Annotated in this window: 20 protein-coding genes; 12 read left to right on the top strand and 8 right to left on the bottom strand. The window is 70.3% G+C overall.

All coding sequences use genetic code 11. The annotated features are described in order from the left end of the window. Positions 1-118: 118 nt before the first annotated feature. From tkt to FNF32_RS09545, 11 genes are all read left to right on the top strand, one after another. Complete coding sequence (tkt, locus tag FNF32_RS09595) at positions 119-2140, top strand: transketolase (protein WP_131675178.1); 2022 nt, start codon at positions 119-121, stop codon at positions 2138-2140. Positions 2141-2228: 88 nt separating this feature from the next. Next, a complete protein-coding gene (locus tag FNF32_RS09590; protein ID WP_131675177.1) occupies positions 2229-3209 on the top strand; it encodes a DMT family transporter in 981 nt (326 codons plus the stop codon). After that, entirely contained in the window at positions 3209-4186 is a 978-nt protein-coding gene (locus tag FNF32_RS09585) for a lysophospholipid acyltransferase family protein (RefSeq protein ID WP_131675176.1), read from the top strand. Before FNF32_RS09590 ends, FNF32_RS09585 begins: the two co-directional genes overlap by 1 nt. 72 nt (positions 4187-4258) lie before the next feature. Further along, entirely contained in the window at positions 4259-4789 is a 531-nt protein-coding gene (gene accB, locus FNF32_RS09580) for an acetyl-CoA carboxylase biotin carboxyl carrier protein (protein WP_131675175.1), read from the top strand. A 1-nt stretch (position 4790) separates the two neighbouring features. Beyond that, the gene (gene accC / locus FNF32_RS09575) at positions 4791-6137 is read left to right on the top strand and encodes an acetyl-CoA carboxylase biotin carboxylase subunit (protein WP_131675174.1); all 1347 of its coding nucleotides are present in this window, start codon (positions 4791-4793) and stop codon (positions 6135-6137) included. Positions 6138-6275: 138 nt separating this feature from the next. Further along, the gene (locus tag FNF32_RS09570) at positions 6276-6665 is read left to right on the top strand and encodes a VOC family protein (protein WP_131675173.1); all 390 of its coding nucleotides are present in this window, start codon (positions 6276-6278) and stop codon (positions 6663-6665) included. Positions 6666-6731: 66 nt separating this feature from the next. Beyond that, positions 6732-7352, top strand: coding sequence for a leucyl/phenylalanyl-tRNA--protein transferase (aat, locus tag FNF32_RS09565; RefSeq protein WP_131675172.1), 621 nt, complete (start codon positions 6732-6734; stop codon positions 7350-7352). A gap of 68 nt (positions 7353-7420) precedes the next feature. Further along, entirely contained in the window at positions 7421-7750 is a 330-nt protein-coding gene (locus FNF32_RS09560; RefSeq protein WP_131675171.1) for a hypothetical protein, read from the top strand. Between the two features lie 302 nt (positions 7751-8052). Beyond that, positions 8053-10104, top strand: coding sequence for a TonB-dependent siderophore receptor (locus FNF32_RS09555; RefSeq protein WP_131675182.1), 2052 nt, complete (start codon positions 8053-8055; stop codon positions 10102-10104). A 3-nt stretch (positions 10105-10107) separates the two neighbouring features. After that, positions 10108-11319, top strand: coding sequence for an MFS transporter (locus FNF32_RS09550; protein WP_131675170.1), 1212 nt, complete (start codon positions 10108-10110; stop codon positions 11317-11319). Beyond that, positions 11316-12347: a siderophore-interacting protein gene (locus FNF32_RS09545; RefSeq protein WP_131675169.1), complete on the top strand. Its 1032-nt coding sequence runs from the start codon at positions 11316-11318 to the stop codon at positions 12345-12347. The genes FNF32_RS09550 and FNF32_RS09545 overlap by 4 nt, the downstream gene beginning before the upstream one ends. A 10-nt stretch (positions 12348-12357) precedes the next feature. On the opposite strand, the gene FNF32_RS09540 is transcribed toward FNF32_RS09545, so the two are convergent. Further along, on the bottom strand, positions 12358-13512 hold the full coding sequence (locus FNF32_RS09540) for a glycosyltransferase family 2 protein (RefSeq protein ID WP_131675168.1): 1155 nt from the start codon (positions 13510-13512) through the stop codon (positions 12358-12360). A gap of 131 nt (positions 13513-13643) precedes the next feature. On the opposite strand from FNF32_RS09540, the gene FNF32_RS09535 reads away from it, so the two are divergent. After that, positions 13644-14459 carry a family 16 glycosylhydrolase gene (locus FNF32_RS09535; RefSeq protein WP_185961914.1) on the top strand — a complete coding sequence of 272 codons (816 nt, stop codon included), beginning with the start codon at positions 13644-13646 and terminating at the stop codon, positions 14457-14459. A gap of 87 nt (positions 14460-14546) precedes the next feature. Here FNF32_RS09535 and FNF32_RS09530 read toward each other — a convergent pair whose 3' ends face one another. The 7 genes from FNF32_RS09530 to FNF32_RS09500 all read right to left on the bottom strand — a co-directional run bounded on the left by FNF32_RS09530 (position 14547) and on the right by FNF32_RS09500 (position 23229). After that, complete coding sequence (locus FNF32_RS09530; protein ID WP_246087765.1) at positions 14547-15254, bottom strand: sugar transferase; 708 nt, start codon at positions 15252-15254, stop codon at positions 14547-14549. A gap of 623 nt (positions 15255-15877) precedes the next feature. Continuing rightward, positions 15878-16111 (bottom strand): hypothetical protein, encoded by a 234-nt coding sequence (locus tag FNF32_RS09525; protein WP_131675166.1) that lies wholly within the window; start codon positions 16109-16111, stop codon positions 15878-15880. Between the two features lie 87 nt (positions 16112-16198). Further along, entirely contained in the window at positions 16199-18697 is a 2499-nt protein-coding gene (locus tag FNF32_RS09520) for a Wzz/FepE/Etk N-terminal domain-containing protein (RefSeq protein WP_185961913.1), read from the bottom strand. Next, positions 18697-19731 carry a glycosyltransferase family 2 protein gene (locus FNF32_RS09515; protein WP_246087764.1) on the bottom strand — a complete coding sequence of 345 codons (1035 nt, stop codon included), beginning with the start codon at positions 19729-19731 and terminating at the stop codon, positions 18697-18699. The genes FNF32_RS09520 and FNF32_RS09515 overlap by 1 nt, the downstream gene beginning before the upstream one ends. A gap of 6 nt (positions 19732-19737) precedes the next feature. Next, positions 19738-20739, bottom strand: coding sequence for a glycosyltransferase family 2 protein (locus tag FNF32_RS09510; RefSeq protein WP_221930693.1), 1002 nt, complete (start codon positions 20737-20739; stop codon positions 19738-19740). Between the two features lie 8 nt (positions 20740-20747). After that, positions 20748-21929 carry a glycosyltransferase family protein gene (locus FNF32_RS09505; RefSeq protein WP_131674811.1) on the bottom strand — a complete coding sequence of 394 codons (1182 nt, stop codon included), beginning with the start codon at positions 21927-21929 and terminating at the stop codon, positions 20748-20750. Positions 21930-22185: 256 nt separating this feature from the next. Continuing rightward, positions 22186-23229: a glycosyltransferase family 2 protein gene (locus tag FNF32_RS09500; RefSeq protein ID WP_143796614.1), complete on the bottom strand. Its 1044-nt coding sequence runs from the start codon at positions 23227-23229 to the stop codon at positions 22186-22188. Between the last annotated feature and the right edge of the window lie 31 nt (positions 23230-23260).

The following is a 23260-nucleotide window of genomic DNA, read 5'->3' as shown; positions in this document are numbered from 1 at the left end:
CGCGTGCGCCCTTGCCTAGCGCCCCCGCCGCCCGCGCACAACCGCCCCGCCGCCGCTTGCAACCCGACCGCCCCCTGCCTATCAGGGGCCGACCCCCGCGCATGAAGGACCGCCCGCCATGGATCTGACCTCGCACCGCCTGGCCGACCCCGACCACTGGAGCCTCGCCAGCGCCATCCGCGTGCTGTCGATGGATGCCGTGCAGGCCGCGAACTCGGGCCATCCGGGCATGCCGATGGGCATGGCTGACGTGGCGACGGTGCTGTGGGGACGGCATCTGAAGTTCGACGCCGCCGCCCCCAACTGGTTCGACCGCGACCGCTTCATCCTGTCGGCGGGCCACGGGTCGATGCTGCTTTATTCGCTGCTACACCTGACCGGGTTCGAGCAGATGACGCTGGACCAGATCAGGAACTTCCGCCAGTGGGGCGCGGCGACGGCGGGCCATCCCGAATACGGCCATGCCGAGGGGGTCGAGACGACGACCGGGCCGCTGGGCCAGGGCCTTGCCGCCTCGGTCGGCTTTGCCATCGCCGAGGAAAAGATGCGGGCCGAGTTCGGGGCGGAGCTTTGCGACCACCGCACCTGGGTCATCGCCGGCGACGGCTGCCTGATGGAAGGGATCAGCCAGGAAGCCATCGCGCTGGCCGGGCACCTGAAGCTCGGCCGCCTGATCGTGCTGTGGGACAACAACGACATCACCATCGACGGCGCGGTGTCGCTGTCGGATTCGACCGACCAGCTGAAGCGGTTCGAGGCGTCGGGCTGGCGCACGCTGTCCTGCGACGGCCACGACCCGGCCGACATCGAGCGCGCGCTGGCAGAGGCCAAGCAGGACGACGGCCGCCCGGTCCTGGTGTCGTGCAAGACCATCATCGGCTTCGGCTCGGCCGCGAAGGGCGGCACCTCGGGCGTCCACGGCTCGCCCCTGGGTATCGAGGAGATCGCGGCGACCCGCCTCGCCTACGCCTGGGACCACGGCGATTTCGAGCTGCCGGACGAACTGGTCGCGCGCTGGCGCGAACTCGGCCGGCGCGGCGCGGCCGACCGGCAGGCATGGGCCGCCCGCGTCGACAGCCTCGACGAAGGCAAGCGCAACGCCTTTGCCGCCCGCGTCTCGGGCGAGGCGTCGGACAGGCTCGCCCCCGCCATAGCCGACCTCAAGCGCAAGGCGAGCGAGGACAAGCCCAAGGTCGCGACCCGCAAGGCGTCCGAGATGGTGCTTGAGGTCGTGAACCCGATCCTGCCGGAAACGCTGGGCGGCTCGGCCGACCTCACCGGATCGAACAACACCCGGACGAAGGACCTGGGCGTGTTCTCGTCCGAGAACCGGCTGGGCCGCTACATCCACTACGGCATCCGCGAACACGGCATGGCGGCGGCGATGAACGGGCTGGTGCTGCACGGCGGGTTCCGCCCCTACGGCGGGACCTTCATGGCCTTTACCGACTATGCGCGCGGCGCGATGCGGCTGTCGGCGCTTATGGGGGCGCCGGTCGTCTATGTCATGACCCACGACTCGATCGGCCTGGGCGAGGATGGCCCGACCCACCAGCCGGTCGAGCATCTGGCGATGCTGCGCGCGACGCCCAACACCTGGACCTTCCGCCCCGCCGACGTGGTGGAAACGGCCGAGGCGTGGGAGCTTGCGCTGACGACGGACGGCACGCCCTCAGTGCTGGCCCTGTCGCGCCAGAACCTGCCGACCGTGCGGACCACGCACACGGACGAGAACCTGACCGCCCGCGGCGCCTACACCCTGCGCGAGGCATCGGCCGCCCCCCGCGCGATCCTCATGGCCTCCGGCTCCGAAGTGGAAATCGCGGTCAGGGCCGCCGAGCAGCTCGAGGCCGACGGCGTCCCCACCCGCGTCGTCTCGGTCCCCTGCATGGAACTGTTCCGCGACCAGGACGAAGCCTACCGCGCCGACATCCTGCCCGAAGGCCCGGTCCGCGTCGCGGTCGAGGCGGCGGTGCGCCAGCCGTGGGACTGGCTCCTGATGGGCGAGCGCGGCGACTGGAAACGCTGCGACTTCGTCGGCATGACCGGCTTCGGCGCCTCGGCCCCGGCCGAGCGGCTGTATCAGGAATTCGGCATCACGCCCGAGGATACGGTGGCAAAGGTCAAGGCCCTGCTGTGACCCCCCCGGGCGCGCGCATCCATCTTCTGTCCCCAAAAATACCCCGCGGAGCGTCCGGCAAGGCCGCTTCGCGCGCCGGGGGCCGCTGATGCGCGCGCCGTCCCGCTCCACCGCCGCGTCGGACAACGCGGCCGCCGCGCGCACTCCGCGCCAGACGCAGACCACCGGCATCCTTCTGCTGCTCGCCTCGGTGTTCCTGTTCACGCTGATGGACGCGACCGGCAAGCACCTGACCGGCAGCTACCACCCCGCGCAGATCATCTGGGCGCGGATGGCGCTGAACCTCGCCATCGTCCTCGTGATCTTCGCGCCCCGGCTCGGGCGCGTGATCCGGTCGCGCTCGCCCGCTCTGCAGGTCGGGCGGGGGCTGACGCAGCTGGGGTCGATCGCGTGCTTCTTTACCGCCATCCAGTTCATCGGGCTGGCCGAGGCGACGGCGATCATGGACATCAACCCGGTCCTCATCACCCTGGGCGCGGCCTTGTTCCTGGGCGAACGGATCGGCCTGCGCCGGATCATGGGGATCGCGGTGGCGCTTGCGGGCGCGCTCATCATCATCCGCCCCGGCGCGGGCGTCCTGCACCCGGCCGCCGTCCTGCCGCTGATCGGGGCGTTCAGCTATGCGGCGGGCGCGGTCATGACCCGGATGGTGCGGGGCGACAGCACCGCCACCTCGATCCTGTGGTCCACCGGCGTCGCGACCATCGGCGCGTCGCTGGTCGCGCCCTTCGTGTGGCAGCCGATCCAGCAGGGGGACCTGTGGGCCTTCGCGGCGATGGGCGTGTTCGGCACCGCCGCGCAGGCGCTTCTGATCCGCGCCTTCTCGCTGGCCGAGGCGGCGGCGGTCGCGCCGTTCGGCTATACCGGGCTGATCTGGGCGGGGCTGTGGGGGTGGCTGTTCTTCGGCGTGGTGCCCGACCTGTGGACCTTCGTCGGCGCCGCCATCATCGTCGCGGCCGGGCTGTACGTCTGGGCGCGCGAGGCGCAGGCCGCCCGCGCCGCCCACCGCGAGACAGAGGCGACGCTGGCCCGGATCGAGGCGGCGCGCACCGACGGGGCGGCCGTCTGATGGCCCGTGCCGCGGCCGCCCCCGAACGGCCGGTCCCGTGGTCCGACCGCCTGACCAGCGCCGCCTTCATCGGCCTGATCCGGGTGCTGCGGCTGCTGCCCTATCGCCGCCGCATCCCCGCGATGGGCTGGGCCTTCGCCCATCTCGCCGCGCCCCTGGCCGGATGGCGCGCGCGCATCCGCGAGAACCTCGCCCTCGCCCGCCCCGATCTGGACCCGGCCGAGGTGCGGCGCCTGACCTATGCCGTTCCCGACAACGCCGGCCGCTCGATCATGGAGATCTATTCCGGCACCAACTTCGCCGCCCGCGTGGCCGCGGCCGACCCGCTGACCGGACCCGGCCTGCCGGCGCTGGAACAGGCGGTCGCGGCGGGGCGGCCGGTGATCCTCGCCTGCGCGCATTTCGGCAACTACGATGCCGCGCGCGCCGCGCTTTCCGCGCGGGGCTGGACGGTCGGCGGGCTTTACCGGCCGATGAACAACCGCGCCTTCAACCGCCACTACATCCCGGCGATGAAGTCGATCGCCGAGCCGCTGTTTCCGCGCGGGCGCGCGGGGCTGTCGGCTATGATCCGGTTTCTGCGCGGCGGCGGGATCCTGTGCCTGGGGTTCGACCAGTTCGACCGGCACGGGCGCACGCTCAGCTTCTTCGGCCTGCCCAGCGAGACGGTGCTGACGCCCGCCGAACTCGCTCTGCGCTACGATGCCGCGCTGATCCCGATCGCCGCGATCCGCCAGCCTGACGGGCTGCGCTTCGCCGTGCAGGTGGGCGAGCCGGTCGCCCCCGCCGGACCCGAGGCGATGATGCAGGCGCTCAACGACGATCTCGAGCGGGTCGTACGCGCGCACATGGACCAGTGGTTCTGGATTCACCGGCGCTGGAAGCCCCGGCGGCAGAAGCGGATGCGCGGCGACGACCCGGCGCTGCCGGCGCCGGGCCCCGAAACGGTTTCCATTGAACCCGACAACCGTCTATAACCGCCGCGATCGCCGCAACGTCAGAACGGCACGTCAGAACGACATATCAGTACGGCACAGGGCAGAGACCGCATGACCGACAGAGACCAGAACCACGAAGGTGACGTGGCCTTCATCCAGGCCCTCGCCGAGCTCTTGAACCGCAACGACCTGACCGAGCTGTCGGTCGAGCGGGAATACGGCGAGAGCGACCGGCTGACCGTGCAGCTGTCGAAACAGGGCCCGCAGCAGGTCGTCATGCAGGCTCAGGCGCCCGGCTACGCCCCCGCCTATGCCCCCGCGCCCACAGCGATCCCCGGCGCGGCCGCGCCCGCCGGTCCCTCCGCCGCGGGCGGCGCATCCGCCGGCAACGGCGATCCGGCCGCGCTGGCAGGCGCCGTGACCTCGCCCATGGTCGGCACGGTCTATCTTGCCGCCGAACCCGGCGCCGCGCCCTTCGTAACCCAAGGCCAGCAGGTCGCCGAAGGCGACACGCTGCTGATCGTCGAGGCGATGAAGACGATGAACCACATCCCCGCCCCCCGCGCGGGCACGGTGCGCCGCATCCTCGTCGAGGACGGCACCCCGGTCGAGTTCGGCACGCCGCTGATGGTCATCGAATAAGATGTTCGACAAGATCCTGATCGCCAACCGCGGCGAAATCGCGCTTCGCGTCATCCGGGCCTGCCGCGAGATGGGGATCGCCTCGGTCGCGGTCCATTCCACCGCCGACACCGACGCTATGCACGTCCGCATGGCCGACGAATCCGTCTGCATCGGCCCGCCGCCCTCGGCCTCGTCCTACCTGTCCATGCCCGCGATCATCTCGGCCTGCGAGATCACGGGCGCGCAGGCGATCCATCCGGGCTACGGCTTCCTGTCCGAAAACGCGACCTTCGTGCAGATGGTCGAGGATCACGGCCTGACCTTCATCGGCCCGCGCGCGGAACATATCCGCATCATGGGCGACAAGATCACCGCCAAGGAAACCGCCGCGCAGCTGGGAATCCCGGTCGTGCCGGGGTCCGAGGGCGGCGTGAACGACGTCGAAACCGCCCGCCGTGTCGCGGCCGAGATCGGGTATCCGGTCATCATCAAGGCCACCGCCGGCGGCGGCGGGCGCGGGATGAAGGTCGCGCATGACGACGGCGCGCTGGAAGTCGCGTTCCGCACCGCCCGGGCCGAGGCCAAGGCCGCCTTCGGCAACCCCGACGTCTATATCGAGAAATACCTGCAGAAACCCCGCCACATCGAGATCCAGGTCTTCGGCGACGGGCGTGGCCGCGCGGTCCACCTGGGCGAGCGCGACTGCTCGCTGCAGCGCCGCCACCAGAAGGTGCTGGAAGAAGCGCCCGGCCCCGCGATCACGGCCGAGGAACGGGCGCGGATCGGCAAGGTCTGCGCGGACGCGATGGCCAAGCTCGGCTATGCGGGCGCGGGAACTGTCGAGTTCCTGTACGAGGACGGCGAGTTCTACTTCATCGAGATGAACACCCGCCTGCAGGTGGAACATCCGGTGACCGAGGCGATCTTCAACGTCGATCTGGTGCGCGAACAGATTTGCGTGGCGGCCGGGAACGAGATGACCCTGCGCCAGGAGGACCTGTCGATCCGCGGCCACGCGATCGAGGTGCGGATCAACGCCGAACGGGTTCCCGACTTCGCCCCCTGCCCCGGCCGCGTCACGCAGTACCACGCGCCCGGCGGCCTTGGCGTGCGCGTCGATTCCGCGATCTACGACGGCTACAGCATCCCGCCGCATTACGATTCGCTGATCGGCAAGCTGATCGTCCACGGCCGCGACCGGCCCGAGGCGCTGGCGCGGCTGAACCGCGCCCTGAGCGAGCTGATCGTGGACGGCGTGGACACGACCGTGCCCCTGTTCCGGGAACTGCTGAAGGACCCGGACATCCAGAGCGGCAATTATTCGATCCACTGGCTGGAACGCTGGCTGGAACGGAACTACCACTGACGACCCGTCATCCGCCGCGCCTGTCCTGCGCGCGGCGGATCGGACGCGCCCATGCGGCGGGCGGCCCGCTTGCACGGCGGCGGGCGCGGTTCTAGGCTTACGCGCGCACCACCCCCCTCGTCTGGCGGAGATCCGGCCATGTCCTGGAAGCCCGAAGGTTACACCAGCGTCAGCCCCTACCTGATCGTCGGCGATGCCGGGCGGGCGCTCGCGTTCATCGAGACGGTGTTCGACGGCACCCGCCTGCGGGTCATGCCGCGCGAGGACGGCGGCACCATGCATGCCGAGATCCGGGTGGGCGACAGCGTCGTGATGCTGGGCGAGATGCCGCGGACCAGCAGCGACGACGCGCCCGGCGCGGACATCAACGTCCATGTCTATGTGGCCGACGCGACCGCGACATTCGAACGCGCGCGGGCGGCGGGCGGAACCGTGGTGCAGGAACCCGGCCGGCAGGGCGACGGCGACCTGCGCGGCGGCATCTCGGACGGAAACGGCACCACCTGGTGGATCAGCACGCAGGGGTGACGCCCCAGCCGTAGCGCCCGCCCCGCCGCCGCAATCGCCGCCCCGCCGCCGAACAAAAAGCTTGCCATGCTCACGGCCGACGAACTGCTGGTCAATTACGCGAACGGCATCTTTCCGATGGCGCAGACCGCCGACGATCCCGTCCTGCGTTGGTACAGCCCGCCCTTGCGGGGGATCCTGCCGGTGGGGGGCGTCCACTGCTCGCGTTCGCTCAGGCGCAACCTCGCGCGCGGCGGGTGGCGGGCCGACACCCGGTTTGACTTTGGCGCGATCGTCGCCGCCTGCGCGGACCGGGCCGAGACCTGGATCAACGCGCCGCTGACGCGGCTTTACGCCCAGCTTCACGGATCGGGCCACGCCCACGCGCTGGCGGTTCTGCACGACGACAAGCTGGCGGGCGGGGTGTTCGGCGTGTCGCTGGGCACGGCGTTCTTTGGCGAAAGCATGTTCTCGCACCGGACCGACGGGTCCAAGATGGCGCTGATCTGGCTGTCGCGGCACCTCGCCGACACCGGCTTCACCCTGTGCGACACCCAGTTCCTGACCCCGCACCTGGCCAGCATGGGCGGCAAGGAAATCCCGCGCGATCTGTACCTGCGCGCGTTAAAGGGGTCGCTGACGAAGGTCGCGGATTTCGGCGGCAGGCCGATCCGCGACGCCCACGACCTGATCGCCACCATCCGCTGATCCGCCACCCGGGAACCGGGACGGCGCGCGCCCGTTCGGCTTGCATAGCAGCGAAAGGCGCCCAGCCCATGCCCGAGCCCCGCAAGATCGCCGTCGCCCGCATCTGGCGCGGCCGCACCCGCCGCGACATCGCCGACGAATACGAGCGCTACAACTACGACGAGGGCATCCGCCCGCTGATCGAAAAGGCGTCTGCCGTGCAGACCTTCCGCAAGGACGGCGAGGACGAGACCGAGTTCATGACGATCAGCTACTGGCCGGACTTCGACGCGATGACCGGATTTTCGGGCGGCGACCCGGCCGAGATCCACCACCTGCCGCGCGATCCCGAATACCTGATCGAGCTGCCGTCGTCGGTCGAGATCCTGGACCTGCGCGTGGACGCGGGCCAGCCCTGACGCCGGAAAGCCGCGGTCCGACCCGATCCCGTCCGCATCCGCAAGGTTCTGCGAACGGGATCATTGACTCATTCGATCAGGATTAATATCGAGCGGCTGTCACGCCAGCTCTCGCCAGCGTCAGGTCATCCTGGGTCTGCCCGCATCCCCGCGCCGGCCCGCCCCTCATGCTGTCACCCGGAGCTGTCATGCCGCACGCCCCCGCCCCCGCCGCCCGCCGCGCCCTTGGCGCCTTGCTGCGGACCGGGCGGGGTGGCGCACCCCTGCCCGGGCCGGTCCGCCACATGCCCGAAAGGTTTAGAATGCGCCGCTCCCTTCCGTTCCTGCTGCTGGCCAGCGTGGCCATCCCTGCATCCGCGCAGGAGGCCATCGTCCTCGACACGATCGTGCTTGAAGCGGAAAGCGACGAGACGCTGAACCAGTCCGGCTACGTCGCCACGACCGCGCGGCAGGCGACCAAGCTTGATACCCCGGTGGCCGAGATCCCGCAGGCGGTCACGGTCGTGACGCAGGACCAGATCGAGGATCAGCGCCCGCGCACGCTGAACGAGACGCTGAACTACACCGCCAGCGCGAACCCCAACAACTACGGCTTCGACACCCGCTTCGACGCCTTCACGCTGCGCGGCTTCCCAGCCTACTACAACGGCGTCTTCCGCGACGGGCTGCGCGTCTTCAACGCGCCGACGGCGATCTACAAGGCCGAACCCTACGGGACCGAGGGCATCGCGATCCTGAAGGGTCCGGCGTCGTCGCTTTATGGCGTGAGCGGTCCGGGCGGGATCGTGAACATCGTGACCAAGCGCCCGCTGGACAAGCCCTACCGCGAGATCGAGGCCGTGACCGGCGCGAACGACCGCGCGCAGCTTGCCTTCGACGTGTCCGGTCCGCTGAAGGACGACCGCTTCGCCTATCGCCTGACCGCGCTGCACCGCAACGCCAATACCGACCTGCCGGGCTACGCCGACGACAAGACCTACCTCGCCCCCGCCTTCAGCTACGACGACGGCACGACCAAGGTGACGGTGCTGGCCGAACTGTCGCAAAGCCTGACCGGCGGGACGGCCGCGTTCTTCAACCCGGCCTTCGGCGAGGTCTCGGACCTGTATGAGGGCGACCCGGACTACAACGACTTCCGCCAGCAGCAGTGGCGCTTCGGCTACGAGGTCGAACATCGCCTCACCGACGCCTTCACCCTGCGCCAGAACGCGCGGATCACGCATGTGGACGCGGATCTCGAATACAGCAACCACTATCCGACGGGGACCGGCACGCTCGCCCGGTTCTGGGGCCACTACCTTGAGGAAGTGGACAGCCGGTCGGTCGACACGGCGCTGCAATGGAATGGGCAGACCGGCTCGGTCACGCACGAGGTGCTGGCCGGGATCGACGTGACCCGCGCCTATTACGAGGCGCGGAGCCTGCTGGATTTCGTGTCGTCCGCCTCGGCCGATGCGGGCGACGTGCCGTTCGCGAACGGGCAGGACACCACGCAGACCGGGATCTACCTGCACGACCAGATCGGCTGGGGCCGGTTCAGCGGCTTCGCCAGCGTCCGGTTCGACAAGGTGGACACCACCTCGATCGCGGCCGACCGCTCGCGCAGCGACCAGGACGACAGCGGCCGTTCGGGCCGGCTGGGCGGCAGCTACCGCTGGGATTCGGGGCTGGTGGCCTATGCCAACCTGTCCACGTCCTTCGCACCCAACATCGGCGTCGTCTATGACGACATCACCTCGGACGAGACGCGCCCCGCCGACCCGACCCGGTCCACCCAGCGCGAGATCGGCCTGAAATACGCGCCCGAGGACACCAACCTGCTCGTCACCGCCTCGCTCTTCGACATCGACCAGCGCGATGGCGTCGTTTACGACGCCTCGACCGGGCCGAACAAGCAGCGCCAGCTGGACCTGAACAGCCGCGGGATCGAACTGGAAGCCGCCGCGTCGTGGGACAACGGCTGGTCCACCATCGCCAGCTACACCCACATGCGCCTGAAGATCGAGGAAGGCGCGGCCGGCACGAACGGGAACGAGCTGTCCGGCACGCCCAACGACGTGCTGTCGCTGTGGGGCAAGTACGACTTCCAGGACGGCCCGGCCGCGGGCCTCGGTCTTGGCGCGGGCATCCGCTATGTCGGCGAAAGCTTCGGCGACGACCTGAACACGATCGAGAACGACGACCGCGTGTTCGTGGACCTGGCCGCGACCTATGACGTGCCGCAGGCGCCGGGCGTGCAGGCGCAGCTGAACGTCAAGAACGTCTTCGACAGCGAAAAGCAGACCTGCACCTCGGGCTACTGCTACCGCGACGAGGGCCGGACCTGGACCGCCAGCCTTCGCAAGCGGTTCTGACGCGTGGGTCCGGGTCGGCAGACGGGGTTGCTGGGCGGTCTGTGGGCCGCCTATGCCGCGCAAAGCGTGATCGGGGGGCTGACCTGGGGGGGCCTCGCCACTGTCCTGCGCGACCGGGGCCTGCCGCTGGACCAGATCGGTCTTGTGTCGCTGCTGATGCTGCCCTGGGCGCTCAAGTTCCTGTGGTCGCCCTTCGTCGAGCGCGCGCGGGTTCCCCGCGGCCGCCCGGTCCGCACCGCGGCGGTGACGATGATCGGGGGCGCGGTCGCCGTCGCGGGCCTGGCCATGGCCGGGCTTTTGCCGCTGCAACCCTTGCTGCCGGTCCTTGCCGCACTGCTGGTCGTGGCCTTCGCGACCGCGACCGTCGACATCGCCGTCGATGGCCACGCGGTCGGCGCGCTCGAGGGGCGGGCGCTTGGCTGGGGGAACGCGGCGCAGGTGGGCGGCGCCTATGTCGGCGCGGCGATCGGCGGCGGGCTGTTCGTCGTCATGGTCGCGCGCTGGGGCTGGACCGCGGGCACGCTGTCGATGGCGGCGCTGGTCGCGGTTCTGCTGGCGGCTTTCGCGCTGGCCGCGCGGGGCGGCCCGTCCGCGCCCGCAGGCGCCCCCCTGCCCAGCCTCGGCCGCACCTGGTCGCGCCCCGAAATCCGCCGCGGCCTGATCCTGACCGCAGGCTTCGTCGTGGCGCAAAAGGCCTCGCAGCAGATGCTGGGCCCCTACCTGATCGACCTTGGACTGTCGCTGGAAACGGTGGGCCTTCTCGGCGGCGCGTCCAGCATCGGGCTGGGGCTCGCCGGCGCGATCCTCGGCGGGGCGCTGGTGCGGGTCTATGGGATCGGCGCCACGATGCGGATCGCGCTGGCGCTTCAGGCGCTGATGCTGGTCATCATCGCGCTCAGCGCCGCGGGCGTTGCGGTGCCGCGTCCGGTGGTGGTCGGGGCGGCGATGCTGGCGTCGTCCGCCGTGACCGCGATCGGCTTCACCGCGCTTTACGCGCAGTTCATGGCCTGGGCCGACCCCGCGCAGGGGGGCGTGGACTTCACGGTGTTCCAGTGCCTCGACGCCACGATCAGCATGGCCCTGGGCGTGCTGGTCGGGCTAGGCGCGGAATATCGCGGCTACGATACGGTGTTCGGCATCGCCGCCGCCGCCGCCCTTGCCATGGCCCTGATCCTGCCCACCGCCCGAAACCGTCCAGCAAGGCCAGCCGCATGATCCACGATACGCCGAACCCCTGCCGGTCCGAGGCGCGCCTGGCGATCCCGTTCGAGGCGCTCGACGCCCTGCTGCGCCACGAGGCCGAGGAACACGACCTGACCCTTCGCCCCGGCCCCGACGGCGGGATCTGGGCCGAGGTCGAGGGCGGGACGCTGGGCCTGCGCCACGACGGCGGGCTGGCGGTGCTGTCGGTGCGCGCCCCGGACCCGGACTGGCTGCACGCGATCTGCGAGTCGGTGGACGAACACCTGGCCCACCACGCCCCCGGCACGCCCGCGCCGGTCTGGACCGGTCCGCGCCCGGCGGGGCACCTGCCGCCGAACTTCAGCCTTGCGCGGGTCGCCCGGATCGAGCGGCTGACAGCCGATTTTCTGCGCGTCCGGCTTGAGGGGCGCGATCTCGCCCGTCTCGACCGCGACATGATCCATTTCCGCTTTGCCCTTCCCCGCGCGGATGGGCAGCCGACGGTCTGGCCGCGTCTCAACGCCGCCGGCCGGACCGAATGGCCCGACAGGCTGCACCGGCCCGCGTACACGATCAGTGGCATCGACGCCGACGCGGGCTGGCTGGAAACGGACGTGTTCGTTCATCCGGGCGGGCGCGTCTGCGGGTTTCTGGATGCGGCACGGCCGGGCGCCCAGGTCGGGCTGACGGGGCCGGGCGGCGGCGGCATCCCGCGCGGCGAAGCCTTGGCGATCGGCGGCGACGAGACCGCCTATCCGGCGCTCGCCCGCATCATCGCCGCGCAGGCGCCGACCGCGCGGATCGCGGCGCATCTGTTCGGCGCGCGCCCCGACTACCCCTTTCCGACCCATCCCGGCCTAGCGATCACTCACCGCCCCCACGCGGAAGCCGAAGTCGCCGCCGAGATCGCAGCCGCGCCGCCGGTGGACCAGTACTGGTTCGCCACGGAAAAGGCGCGGCTGAAGCCCCTGAAGCGCGCCATCCTCGACACCCTCGCGGTGCCGAAGGCGCGGGCGCATCTCGCCGCCTACTGGAACGCGGCGGAGCCGTCGGACGACTGAGCGGCGCGGGTCAGGTCGCGGCGGCGCGGGCGAGCCACTGCGCCCAGTTGGGCGCTGTGGGGCCGGGCACCGGCGCACCGGTCGAGGCGCGGGCGGCGATCCCCGCTGCCGCATCGGCGGGCGGTTCGGACCAGGCGTCCCCGGCCTCGGGCATCGGCGGCGGCGCGGCTTTTTCGACACGCGCCGGTTGCCCGGCAGCGGCTTCGGCGGCCTTGCGGCGACGCCTGTCCAGCACGCTGCCGGCCAGCCGCTTCAGCATTCTCGGATCGGCCAGCCGGGGCAGCACCGCCCCCGCGCGGCGCGCCTTGATGTCCAGCACCAGCTGCTCATAGCGCAGGGCCGCGCGCAGATCGCGCCCGATCGCCGCCGCCGTGCGCCGCGCGGCCGGGTCCGCGATCGGCGGCAGCGCCTCGTGCGCGGCCAGCATCGCCCCCACCGTCTCGACCGACAGGCGATGCGACACCGACCCCGCATGGCGGCGATAGGCGTAAAGCGGATCGGGCAGCAGCAGGAACGAGGCGCCGTCGATCAGCAGCCGCAGGATCAGGTCGTAATCCTCGCCGATCCGCAGCGCCGGGTCGTAGCGGCGGGATCCCAGCACCGACCGCCGGATCAACGGCTTGAGATAGCCGAACGACGGCAGGTCGGCGCCCGGCGCGTTGCCCTGCAGGTAAAGATCAAGCGTCAGCCGCATCGGCGACGACAGTCGCAAGCCCTGCAGCAGCGTGCGCCCCTGCGCCCGCTCGGCCGCGCCGAAATGAACCAGATCGTCGGCGGCGATGTCCGCGCCTGCGGCGGTCGCCGCCTGAACCAGCCGCGCGAGCCGCTGCGGGTGGATCAGGTCGTCGCTGTCCACGACCGCGATCCAGTCGCCGCGCGCGGCATCCAGCGCAAGATTGCGCGTGACCGCCGGCCCGCCGTTCCGGGGCGAGGCGATGACCTTGACCCGGGGATCGCCCGCCGCGATCGCGCGCGCGATGGCAACGCTGTCGTCGTCGGACGCGTCGTCGGCAAGGATCAGCTCCAACCGCGGTTCGGATTGCGCAAGAACCGCCTTCATCGACGCGGCGAGATAGCGCGCGCCCCGATAATTCGCCATGATGACGGAAATCAGCGGATTTGCGCGGTTCGATTCGTCGTGCGAATGCGCGGCCTGTGGGATCATTGCACCGACTTTAATCCGTTACATGCGTCAACTCACCCTCAGGTTGATCGGCGCCTTCGCTGTTCTGATAACCCGGGCTGATGAACGCGACAACCGGACTCCCCGCGCGGTTGTGCAGACAAGGAAATCAGATGCGAAACCCAGTTCTCGGCATGACGCTTGCCCTTGCGATGCTGCCCCTTGGCCTGGGCGGTGCCGGCGCCCAGACGCAGACCGACCCGAACGCCCCGTTCCCGCCCGCGTCCGAGCAGGCGGGCTTTCGCGACCACTTCAACGCGCTCGACAAGAAGCGCTGGTACGTGTCCGACGGCTGGACCAACGGCGATCACCAGGACTGCGTCTGGTCGGCGGGCGCGGTGCAGGTGCGCGACGGAATGCTGACCCTGTTCCGCATCCCCGCCCCCGAGACGGGCGACGACCCCAAGGCCCGCTGCGGCGAGGTGCAGACAAACGCCTTCTTCCGCTATGGCACGTTCGAGGCGCGGATCCGCACGGCCCGGGTGTCGGGCATGAACGCCTCGGTCTTTACCTACTCGGGCCCGGCCCACAAATATCCGCACAGCGAGATCGACATCGAGATCCTGACCCGCGACACCTCGAAGGTCGAATTCAACACCTATGTCGAGGGCAAGCCGATGAACGGCCAGAAGGTTTCGGTCGAACCCCGCACCGAACAGGCCTTCCACCGCGTCGCGATCCGGTGGGAGCCGACGGGGATTCGCTGGTACATCGACGGCAGGCAGGTCCACCGCACGCCCGACGGCGCGGCGCTGCCCGACTTTCCCCAGAAGCTCTACATGTCGTTCTGGAGCACGACCACGCTGGTGGACTGGATGGGGCCGCTGAACCCGGACGCGAAGATGCAGCGGTACGACATCGACTGGGTCGCTTACACGCCGCCGGGCAAGAAGTGCCTGTTCCCGGAATCGGTGACCTGCCAGCCGTGACGGGCGGGCCTGCAAACGAACAAGACCGCCACAAGCGTGGCGGTCTTTCGATTTCGTCGGCCGGGTGATCCGGTCGGGATCGGGCGATCAGTGCGCCCCGCGCGACATCAGGATCGCGGGCACGGTCATGACCACGATCCGAAGGTCGCGCAGCAGGCCCCAGTTCGCAACGTAGAAGCGGTCCAGCCGGACGCGTTCGGCATAGGTCGTGTCGCTGCGGCCGCTGATCTGCCACAGGCCGGTCAGACCCGGGCGGGTCGCCAGGTAGTACTTGCCCGACACGCCGTAGTTGCTCAGCTCGGCCTCGACGACCGGGCGGGGGCCGACCAGGCTCATCTCGCCCGACAGCACGTTCAGCAGCTGCGGCAGCTCGTCCAGGCTGAGCTTGCGCAGGATCGCGCCCAGCGGCGTCACGCGCGGATCGTTCACCAGCTTGCGCTTGAGCGCCCAGACGGCCGCGTCCGCGGGATTGTCCCGCAGGTGGCGTTCCAGCACCTCGTCACCGTTCACGACCATGGTGCGGAACTTCCAGCAGCGGAACTCGCGCCCCTGGAAACCGACCCGGCGGTGTCCGTAAAGCAGCGGGCCGGGATCGGTGAGCTTCAGCAGCACCGCCAGCGCGATCACCATCGGCAAGAGCAGCGGCAGGCTGAGCACGACCAGCAGGACATCCATCATCCGCTTGGCCAGCCCGCCCACCGGGGCCGTCGGGTATGCGTCCCGGGTGGTCGCATCGCCCAAGCCGAGCGCCGGTTTCATCACATCGTTCGGGGTCGCCATCTTGCCGAGTGCCATCGCAGGAAGGTCCTGTTCGTGTACGGATATGAAATCTTCAGCCGGAGCCAACTGCATAACGTCACCTGTTCAACCAAACGAACCACTCGACCACGCAGCCGTCCCGAATGGAGAGAAACAACGCCACTCGAAATTCACGGGCAACATGTGGTCAAAGTACCCTGCTGACAAGGCGAAAACCACCGCCGATCCGGTCCGTTGGCAATTGAGCGCCGAGCAACCAAATCGGGACGTCGAGAGAGAAGAATCTTTCGCAATCGGGCATTGCGGGGCGAGTTCAGGATAACATACGGGCAGTCGGGCTGACGCACTCCGGCGAAGATGCCGGTGATAGCGCCAACACGGCCTGTATGCCCTGCATTTAAGGCAAGTTTGTGAAGAATCGCCGGGTAGCTGCTATGCACGCAGCGGGTGCGGACGCGGGCGCGGCTCGGCTGGCGTGGAGTGGGGAAGGCGATCTTGAGCGCCGGCGCAGGGCGCAAAGATGCTGCACGATTTGCCGAGGGCCCCCGCCCGCACGTTCAGAACCGATCTTGACCGACGCATCTGCGGCACATGCTTGAGACGGCAGAGTCAGCGTAGGTGAGCGTCAGCGGCGGGCACGCGTCAACTGTGCCCAAAGATCAGCGGTGGGCGGGCACCAGCCGGTCCGAGGACTTGGCGGGTTTCGTAGCCGCCCGGCGTGCGGGCCGGTTGGCCGCGACAGCGATACCGATCACGACGGCGACCTGCATGACGATCAACGCGCCAAAGCAGATCCAGGCGATCGTCCCGGCAGAGACGTCCCGCGAGATCCCGCCGCCGATGATACCGCCAAGCACGACCAGCTCTGCGATCAGAAATCGAATCACGAACATCAGTCACCCCCTACACGCAAGGGTAGACTTGATATTTAAACCGATCCACCCCGGAGATGACTGATTTTCACAATCCGTTGCACAAATTTAAATAGAACTGTCTTTTTTCGTCCTCAACGAGAGGTAGCCCTTGGAGCGGCTGAGATAGTTCTCCATCGCTTCCGGCACCAGATACGAACGCAGCCGCCGCAGGTTCACCCGGTCATAGACGACGCCCAGGCATTTATCCGTCAGGCGCGGATGATCGGCCAATGTCGTCTCGACCATGCTGCGCGGGGTGCGGCCCCATTCGCCCACGGCGACGAACTGCTGCAACTCGGCCAGGACCGCGCGGCCCTGCGCGACGGGATACAGCGGCGGCACGTCGACGATCACCGCGCTGAACGATTTGCGGGCATCCTGCACGACATTGCGCAGCAGCTGGCTGGTCAGCAGGTCGTCGGACGCCCCGCCCCCTTCCAGCCCGCACGGCAGGACGTAGATGTTGGTGTCGGCGATCTTGAACAGCGATGCGTGCCATCCGCCATCCCCCGACACCGCATCCGTCAGGCCGGGCTTGCGGTCCAGCCGCAGCATCCGGCTGAGAACCCGGCCGCGCCCGTCGGCGTCGATCAGCAGCACCGCGTCGGACCCGAGCCCAAGCTGCGCCGCAAGGTTCAGCGACACCTCGGACCGGCCGGCATAGGGGTGGAACGAGGTCACGCCGGTCACGCGCATGTCGCGGTCGCGCGTCGCGGCTGCCAGCCGCACGTGGCGCAGCGTCTCGGCATAGACCGAGTTGGGGTACATCAGCACCGGAACGAAGGCGCGGATCTCGGGCACGTCGGGCTTCTTGATGGCAGGCAGGGTCTCACCCGACGGCCGGTGGTCCGGCCAATGTTCGGCCTGTTGGTCATGGGCATGATCTGCCGCCGCCTCTGCCCGGCGCAGGGCCGCGCGGGTGCCGCCCTCGGCCCGGCCGGCGCGGGCGGCGCGGGGCGGGGCGCCGCGCGGCAGGACCGGCAGGTGGCCCAGAAAGCGCAGCCCGGTGGTGTCGGTCACGTCCGACCCGGTCCGCAGGAAGCGGTCGCGGCTTTCGCGGATCGCGGCCAGCCCGCCGCCGAGAAAAAGCCCCAGCAACGTCGAGGCGAGGACGCCGCGGATCGTGCTTGGCCCCGACGCCTTGGGCGGCACCTGCGCGTAGGACAGGATCCGAACGTTCGATTCCGGGAACGACTGCTGCTGCTCGATCTCCTGCGCGCGGGTCAGCGTCGCCTGGTACAGCGCCGACAGGGTCGCCGCCCGTTCCTGCAGCGCCCGCAGCCGGACGAAGTTCGCGGCCTGGTCGGTGTTGCGCTCGGTCGCCTGCTTCACGCTCGTCTGCAGCGCCTCCACCCGCGCCTCGGCCACCCGCAGCGCGCTCGTCGCTTCCTGCCGCTGGCCCTGAAGCTCGACGAACAGCCGCTCGGCGGTCGATGCCAGCGTGCGCCGCAGCCCCGCCACCTGCGGGTGGTTCGGGCCGCCGTCGTTGATGAGACCCTCGAGCCGCGCGCGGACGTCGTTGTAGTTGTCCAGCCGCGCCACCAGCGCGTCCGACATCTCGCCGCCGATCGACAGGGCGTTGCCCTCGGTCAGCCCCTCGACGCCGCCGGCCACCGCCTTGTCGTAGGTGTCGAGAACCGCCCGCGCCCGCGCCGCCTCGCTGATGGCCTCCGACAGGCTCGCGTTCAGTTCGCCCAGCGACTGTTCGGTCAGAAGCGCCCCGGTCGAAGACGCGACAAGGCCGTTTTCCGACGCGAACCGCTCTGCCTCGTCGGCGGCGGCGCGGGCCTGTTCCTGCTGCTCGTCGAGCCGCGTCTGCATCCATGCGTTGGTGCGGCCGACGGATTCGGCGTTCGAGGTCAGGATGTCCTGCACGTAGGCGTCGGCATAGGCGTTGGCGATGTCGGCGGCGATCACCGGATCGTGCGAGGTCACGCGCACCGCGACCGCCGTGCTTTTCGCGACCCGGAACACCTGCACCCCGGCCTTCAGCTTCATCGCCGCCAGCTGGCGCTGCGGATCGACCGCCACCGCGCCGCCGGTGCGGGGATCGGCCCCGGTCGGCAGCGTGCCCTGAACCACCGTGTCGGCGGGGGCGACCAGCGCCTCTACCTGGTTCTTGACCCACGACACCGGCGCAAGGACGGTGCCGAACACCCCCTCGACCGCGCGGGACAGCGCGGATTCCGGCGGGTTTAGGAACTGCGGATTGGTTTCCAGACCGGTCTGGTCCAGCACGTCATAGGCCAGCTTGTCGGACCCCAGCACCACGCGCGCGTTCTCGATCATGTCGGTGGTCAGCATGGTGTCGATGCCGCCCGCCTGCTTGATCGCGCTGTTCTGATTGCTGTCGAGAAGCAGATTGGCGAAGGCGTCGTAGGTGTCGGGAAGCGACTTGACGTAGATCAGCCCAAGCGCGCCCATCAGCAGCGCGGGGGCAAGGATCGTCGTCCGCTGGCGGCGCAGCGCGACCATCATCCGGCGCAGGTCGATGGTCTGGACCTGCGATCCCGGCGCGATGCCGTAGGCGTTGCCCGGGTCGTAGGGTCTGAGTTCGCGCGACATCATGTTCCTTTCGACCCCTTTGGTCCGCCCTGCCCGTCAGGCTGGACGGAGCCTGCGCAGACCGGCGGGGTTCCGTAAAGCTCGATCCGCGGCGCGCCCGCAAGATACGCGCCTGCGCCTATGTGAAGGGCCGCGCGCATCAACTGGCGGTTGCGCCACGCGGGCCTGCCGGCGCCCAGCAGCGCCATTCCGCCGCAGGCCGCGGCCTTGGCGGCAGCGATTCCCGCCTGCCCCAGCCGCCCGGTCCGCGATTTGTCGCGGGCGATCAGGCTCGCATGGGTCTGCCCCATCCGGTAGCGGCGCTTGAGAAGCCAGCGCAGGCTCGCGCGGTCGGCGGGCACGGTTTCCTCGGCGGTCGCGTCGGGCGCAAAGGCGATCCGCCCGCCCGCGCGCAGGTAGGCCGAGAAGAAGGCCGTATCCTCGCCGCCCGAACGGCCGCGCGCGACGTCGAAGCGCAGGTCGGAAAGCGCCGGGTCGGCCAGGTCCAGCAGGGTGTTGCCGGTGTAGCCGCTGACGATCGCGCCGTCGCGGCGCCGCACCGGCACGGTGTCGTGCAGCCGCCCGCGTGCCATCCAGTCCGGCGTGCCTGGCTGATAGACGCCGTGGACGGGGCCAAGGACCGCGCCGATCCGGCTTTCCGGGGCGCCGTCCTGCCCCTCGCGCCAGGGTTTCAACATCTGGTCCAGCCAGTCCGGCCCGACCCACTGGTCGTCGTCGATCGACAGCAAGAGCCGCGCCCCCGCCCCCCGCGCATGGTCCAGCAGCGCATTCCGCGCGATCGAGATGTTGCGTTCGGGCGCATGCAGATAGATGAGCGGCATCGGAAAAGTCGCGGCGATCCGTTCCACCAGCGCCTGCGCCGACGGGGTGGAATCGTTGTCGGCGATGACGACGCCGACGGCCGTCCCGGTGCGGTCGATCCGCGCCAGCGAGTTCAGCGTGACCTCCAGCTCGGGCCTGCGGAAGGTGCAGACGCCGATCCAGATGTCGGGGGTGTCGGGCGACCCGGGCGTCATCGGGGATGCGGGTGACATCGGCGCTTACCTCGCTGCTGCCATTGCGGGCGCGCGGCGGGGCGCGAGCCACTGCCGCCAGAACCCGACCGACCAGGCCATGTGCATCGACCCGGCGACGAAGCCGGACAGGATCCCCGCCACGCGGCCGGTCTGGACGGCGATACCCGCGCCGCCCGCGAGGCAGGCCAGCAGCCACAGCGCCAACGGCAGCGCGAACACAAGGGAAAGCGGCGTCAGCACCGCCAGCGCCACGGCGGGCGCCAGCAGCGCCACCACCGCCTGCCGCAGCCCCGGCCTTGCGCGGTGCTTGATAAGGTTGCGCGCCCGGCCCCGGCCAAAGTTGAAATACTGCCGCATCAGCGGGCCGATCCGGCGGCGCGGGAAATAGGTCAGGCGGGTCTTGCCGGTCAGCCAGATCCGGTGCCCGGCGGCGAGCAGGCGGCGGTCAAGCTCCGCATCCTCGTTGTGGCTGAAGGTCGGGTCGTAGCCGCCGACCTCCCGGAAGGCGGCGATCCGCATCAGCGCGTGGTGCCCATGCTCGACCCACGCGCCCGCGCCCAGCAGCCGGTGCGCCGACCCGCCATTGCCGATGCGCGAGTTCTGCGCGTCCGCGATCACGCGCTGCAGGAAGCCGTCCCCCTGCGCCTGCATCGAGACGACGACGCTGTCGGCCCCGCCTTGCGCCGCTTCGGCCAGCAGCACGTCGCCGAAATCGGCTGGATAGGCGCTGTGGGCATCCAGCCGCAAAAGCCAGTCGCGCCCGTCGCCGAACCGCTCGACCGCAAGGTTCACGGCGGCGGCCTGCAGGCGGCGCGGGTTGTCGATCAGCCGGACCCGGTCGTCGCGGACGGCGCGGGCGCGCACGATCTCGCAGGTGCTGTCGTTCGACCCGCCATCGGCAACCACCACCAGCGCGTCGTGGCGGGCGGCGAAACCGGCGATCCCGTCCAGCACCTGGGCGATATGCGCTTCCTCGTTCAGGGTCGGGATGACGACCAGCACCTTGAGGGCGCGGGGATCGGGCATGGCTGACCTCATGTCGTGGTCCCCGCGTTCTCGCCGCAGATCGCGCGGGTCAGGCGGCGGCATTCGGCCTCGTTCATTTCAAGTCGGTCGCGCGGGATCGCGGCCACGGCGGCGCGGCGCGCCGCAAGGGCGGGCGCGTCGATGGCGGCCAGGGCCCGCGCCACCACCGGCACCGCCGGGCCTGCATCGCCCGCGCCCGGCACGATCACGCCGCAGTCCCACGACTGCACCCGCCGCGCGACCTCGGTCCCGTCCAGCGCAACCGGCACCGCGCCGTTCAGGCACCCCTCGTACAGCCGGTTCGGCAGCAGCCAGTCCGAGTTCTGGCCGGCCTGATAGCGGTCGAACAGCCAGGCCACGTCAACCTCGGCATAGATGCGGGGCAGGTCACCCGGCCAGTCATAGGGGCCCAGAAACTCCAGGTCCGGGTTCGCGTCCACGACCGCGTGGAAATCGGGGATCACGTCCAGCGCCGGGCGGCCGCGCAGGCGCACCTTGCAGCGCCCCGGCTCGGCGCGCGTCACGGCGTCGAGCGTCAGCAGCGACCAGCGGCAGCGCAGCATCCCGAACCAGCCGACGATCAGCGGCCCCCCGTCCTCGATCCCGCCCGGCGCGGGCGCGGTGCGCGAGGGCCGGGGCGCGTCGTCCGAGGGTTGCGCGAAAGGCTTGTTCTCGACCAGCAGCGTCGGCACGTCGGGCTGGCCGTAGCCGCGCAGATACCGGGTGTCGAAGGCGGGCGACGAGATCACGATCAGCCGCGTGGCGGCCAGCAGCCCCGCCTCGACCCGGCGCAGCGCGCGTTTGGCGATCCCCTGCCCCAGCATCATCCCGTGAATGTCGAGCAGTTCATAGACCAGCCGCCCGCCCCGCCTGCGGACCAGCGCCGCGCCGAGCGCCAGCATTTCCAGGTTGCGGGCCAGCACGACCTCGGGACCAGCCGCCTCGCCGTCACCTGTTGCGGCCGACGTCTCGGGCACCAGCCGCGCGATCCGGGGCAGCGCCGCGATCACCGCGCGGACGCGCTGGACCATGCGGCCGTTGGCGGTGCGCCCCAGCACCACGGCCGCGTCGGGCAGCGCGCCCCCGCCGCGGCGAAAGCCCGCGACGGCCACGGTCGCGCCACCGCGCCGCAGCATCTCGACCCGCCGCCACACGGACGGATCGTCAAGGTCGTGGGCGAGATAGGTCACGCGCAAGCATGCTCTCCGACGTCTGGGGTCGCGGGTGGGGCCGCGGGCGGGGCCGCGATCCGGTCCGCGATCGGGGCGGGACGTGCGGCCCCGGCCGGGCTGGCAAATGATCCAGTTGCAATCACACGGACGCCCTTAAACGATGTCGCGCCGCGGTAAAACCGGGCGATCCGGGCGGCTTTATCAACAGTGGCGCACCTTTATGTGACGGTCGCGCGGCGCGCGAGGCGGGGCCGCGCAGGCGGCGAGGTGCCGATCAGTCCTCGATCAGCAGGCGGCCGATCCGGGTCGGACGAATGTCGGGCCGGCGCGCGGCCAGCTTGTCGCGCAGGATCCCGCGCGCGATCGGCAGGATCGTTTCGGGCTGGCGCAGGGCCGACACCATAGCCCCCGCCCGGCCCATGCGCGCGCGGTTGTCGAGGAAATCGCGCAGCGCGAACCGATGGTGCAGGTCGCGCCGGTGATCCGCCAGCGCCGCCACGGCCGCGCCCCCATCCGTCCCCACGCGCTTGCCCCCGTCCGCCGCGCGCCACGCCGCCAGATGGCTTTCCGAGGCGCGCCACAGCGCCTCCAGATCCTCGGTGCGGTGGCGCGAGCTCAGCGAGTTCTCGCGCCAGCGGGCGGCATAGCCCACCTCGCGGATGGCGCGGAACCGCGCGCCCGCCTGCAACATGCGGACATAAAGGTCGTAATCCTCGCCCAGCCGCAGCCTTTCGTCGTAGCGAAGGCGGTGGCGGCGCAGGAAGTCCAGCCGGATGACGGGCTTGAGAAAGCCCCATTCGTGCCGGGCCGAGCCCTTGCTGGACAGGTTCGCGCGCACAAAGCCGTTCAGGTCGATGTCGATCACGCCCTTGCCCGCGGCGCGGGGCACGGGGGGCAGGTCGTCGGGCACCGTCGCCTCGGTCACGAACAGGATGTTGTCGGCCACCAGGTCCCAGTCGGGCACCGCGAGCAGGCGCGCGAACCGCCCCGGCAGGACGAAGTCGTCGGCGTCCAGCACCGCCACGAAGTCCCCGCGCGCGGCGGCGAAGGCGCGGTTGCGCGCGGCGGCGGGCCCGCCGTTCCGGGGCTGGCGCAGGACGACAAGGCGCGGGTCGCCGCCCGCCGCATGGGCGGCCGCGTGCGCGGTGGCATCGCGCGAGGCGTCGTCGACCACGATCACCTCGGCCACCTCGGGTTCGGCCAGGGCCGAGCGCACGGCGTCGGCGATCGTCGCCTCGGCGTCGTAGGCGGTGACGACGACGGACACCTGCGGCGATGGGCGGGCGGGGTCGGGACGTGCGGCGGTCTGGTCCGGCATGGATCTGATCCCGTTCCGAAGGTCGCCCGGC

Origin of the sequence: Paracoccus marinus (assembly GCF_007018965.1) — a bacterium.
Lineage (GTDB): Bacteria > Pseudomonadota > Alphaproteobacteria > Rhodobacterales > Rhodobacteraceae > Paracoccus > Paracoccus marinus.
The sequence above is the reverse complement of the archived record's forward strand: the minus strand, read 5'-3'. Positions and strand labels throughout refer to the sequence as shown.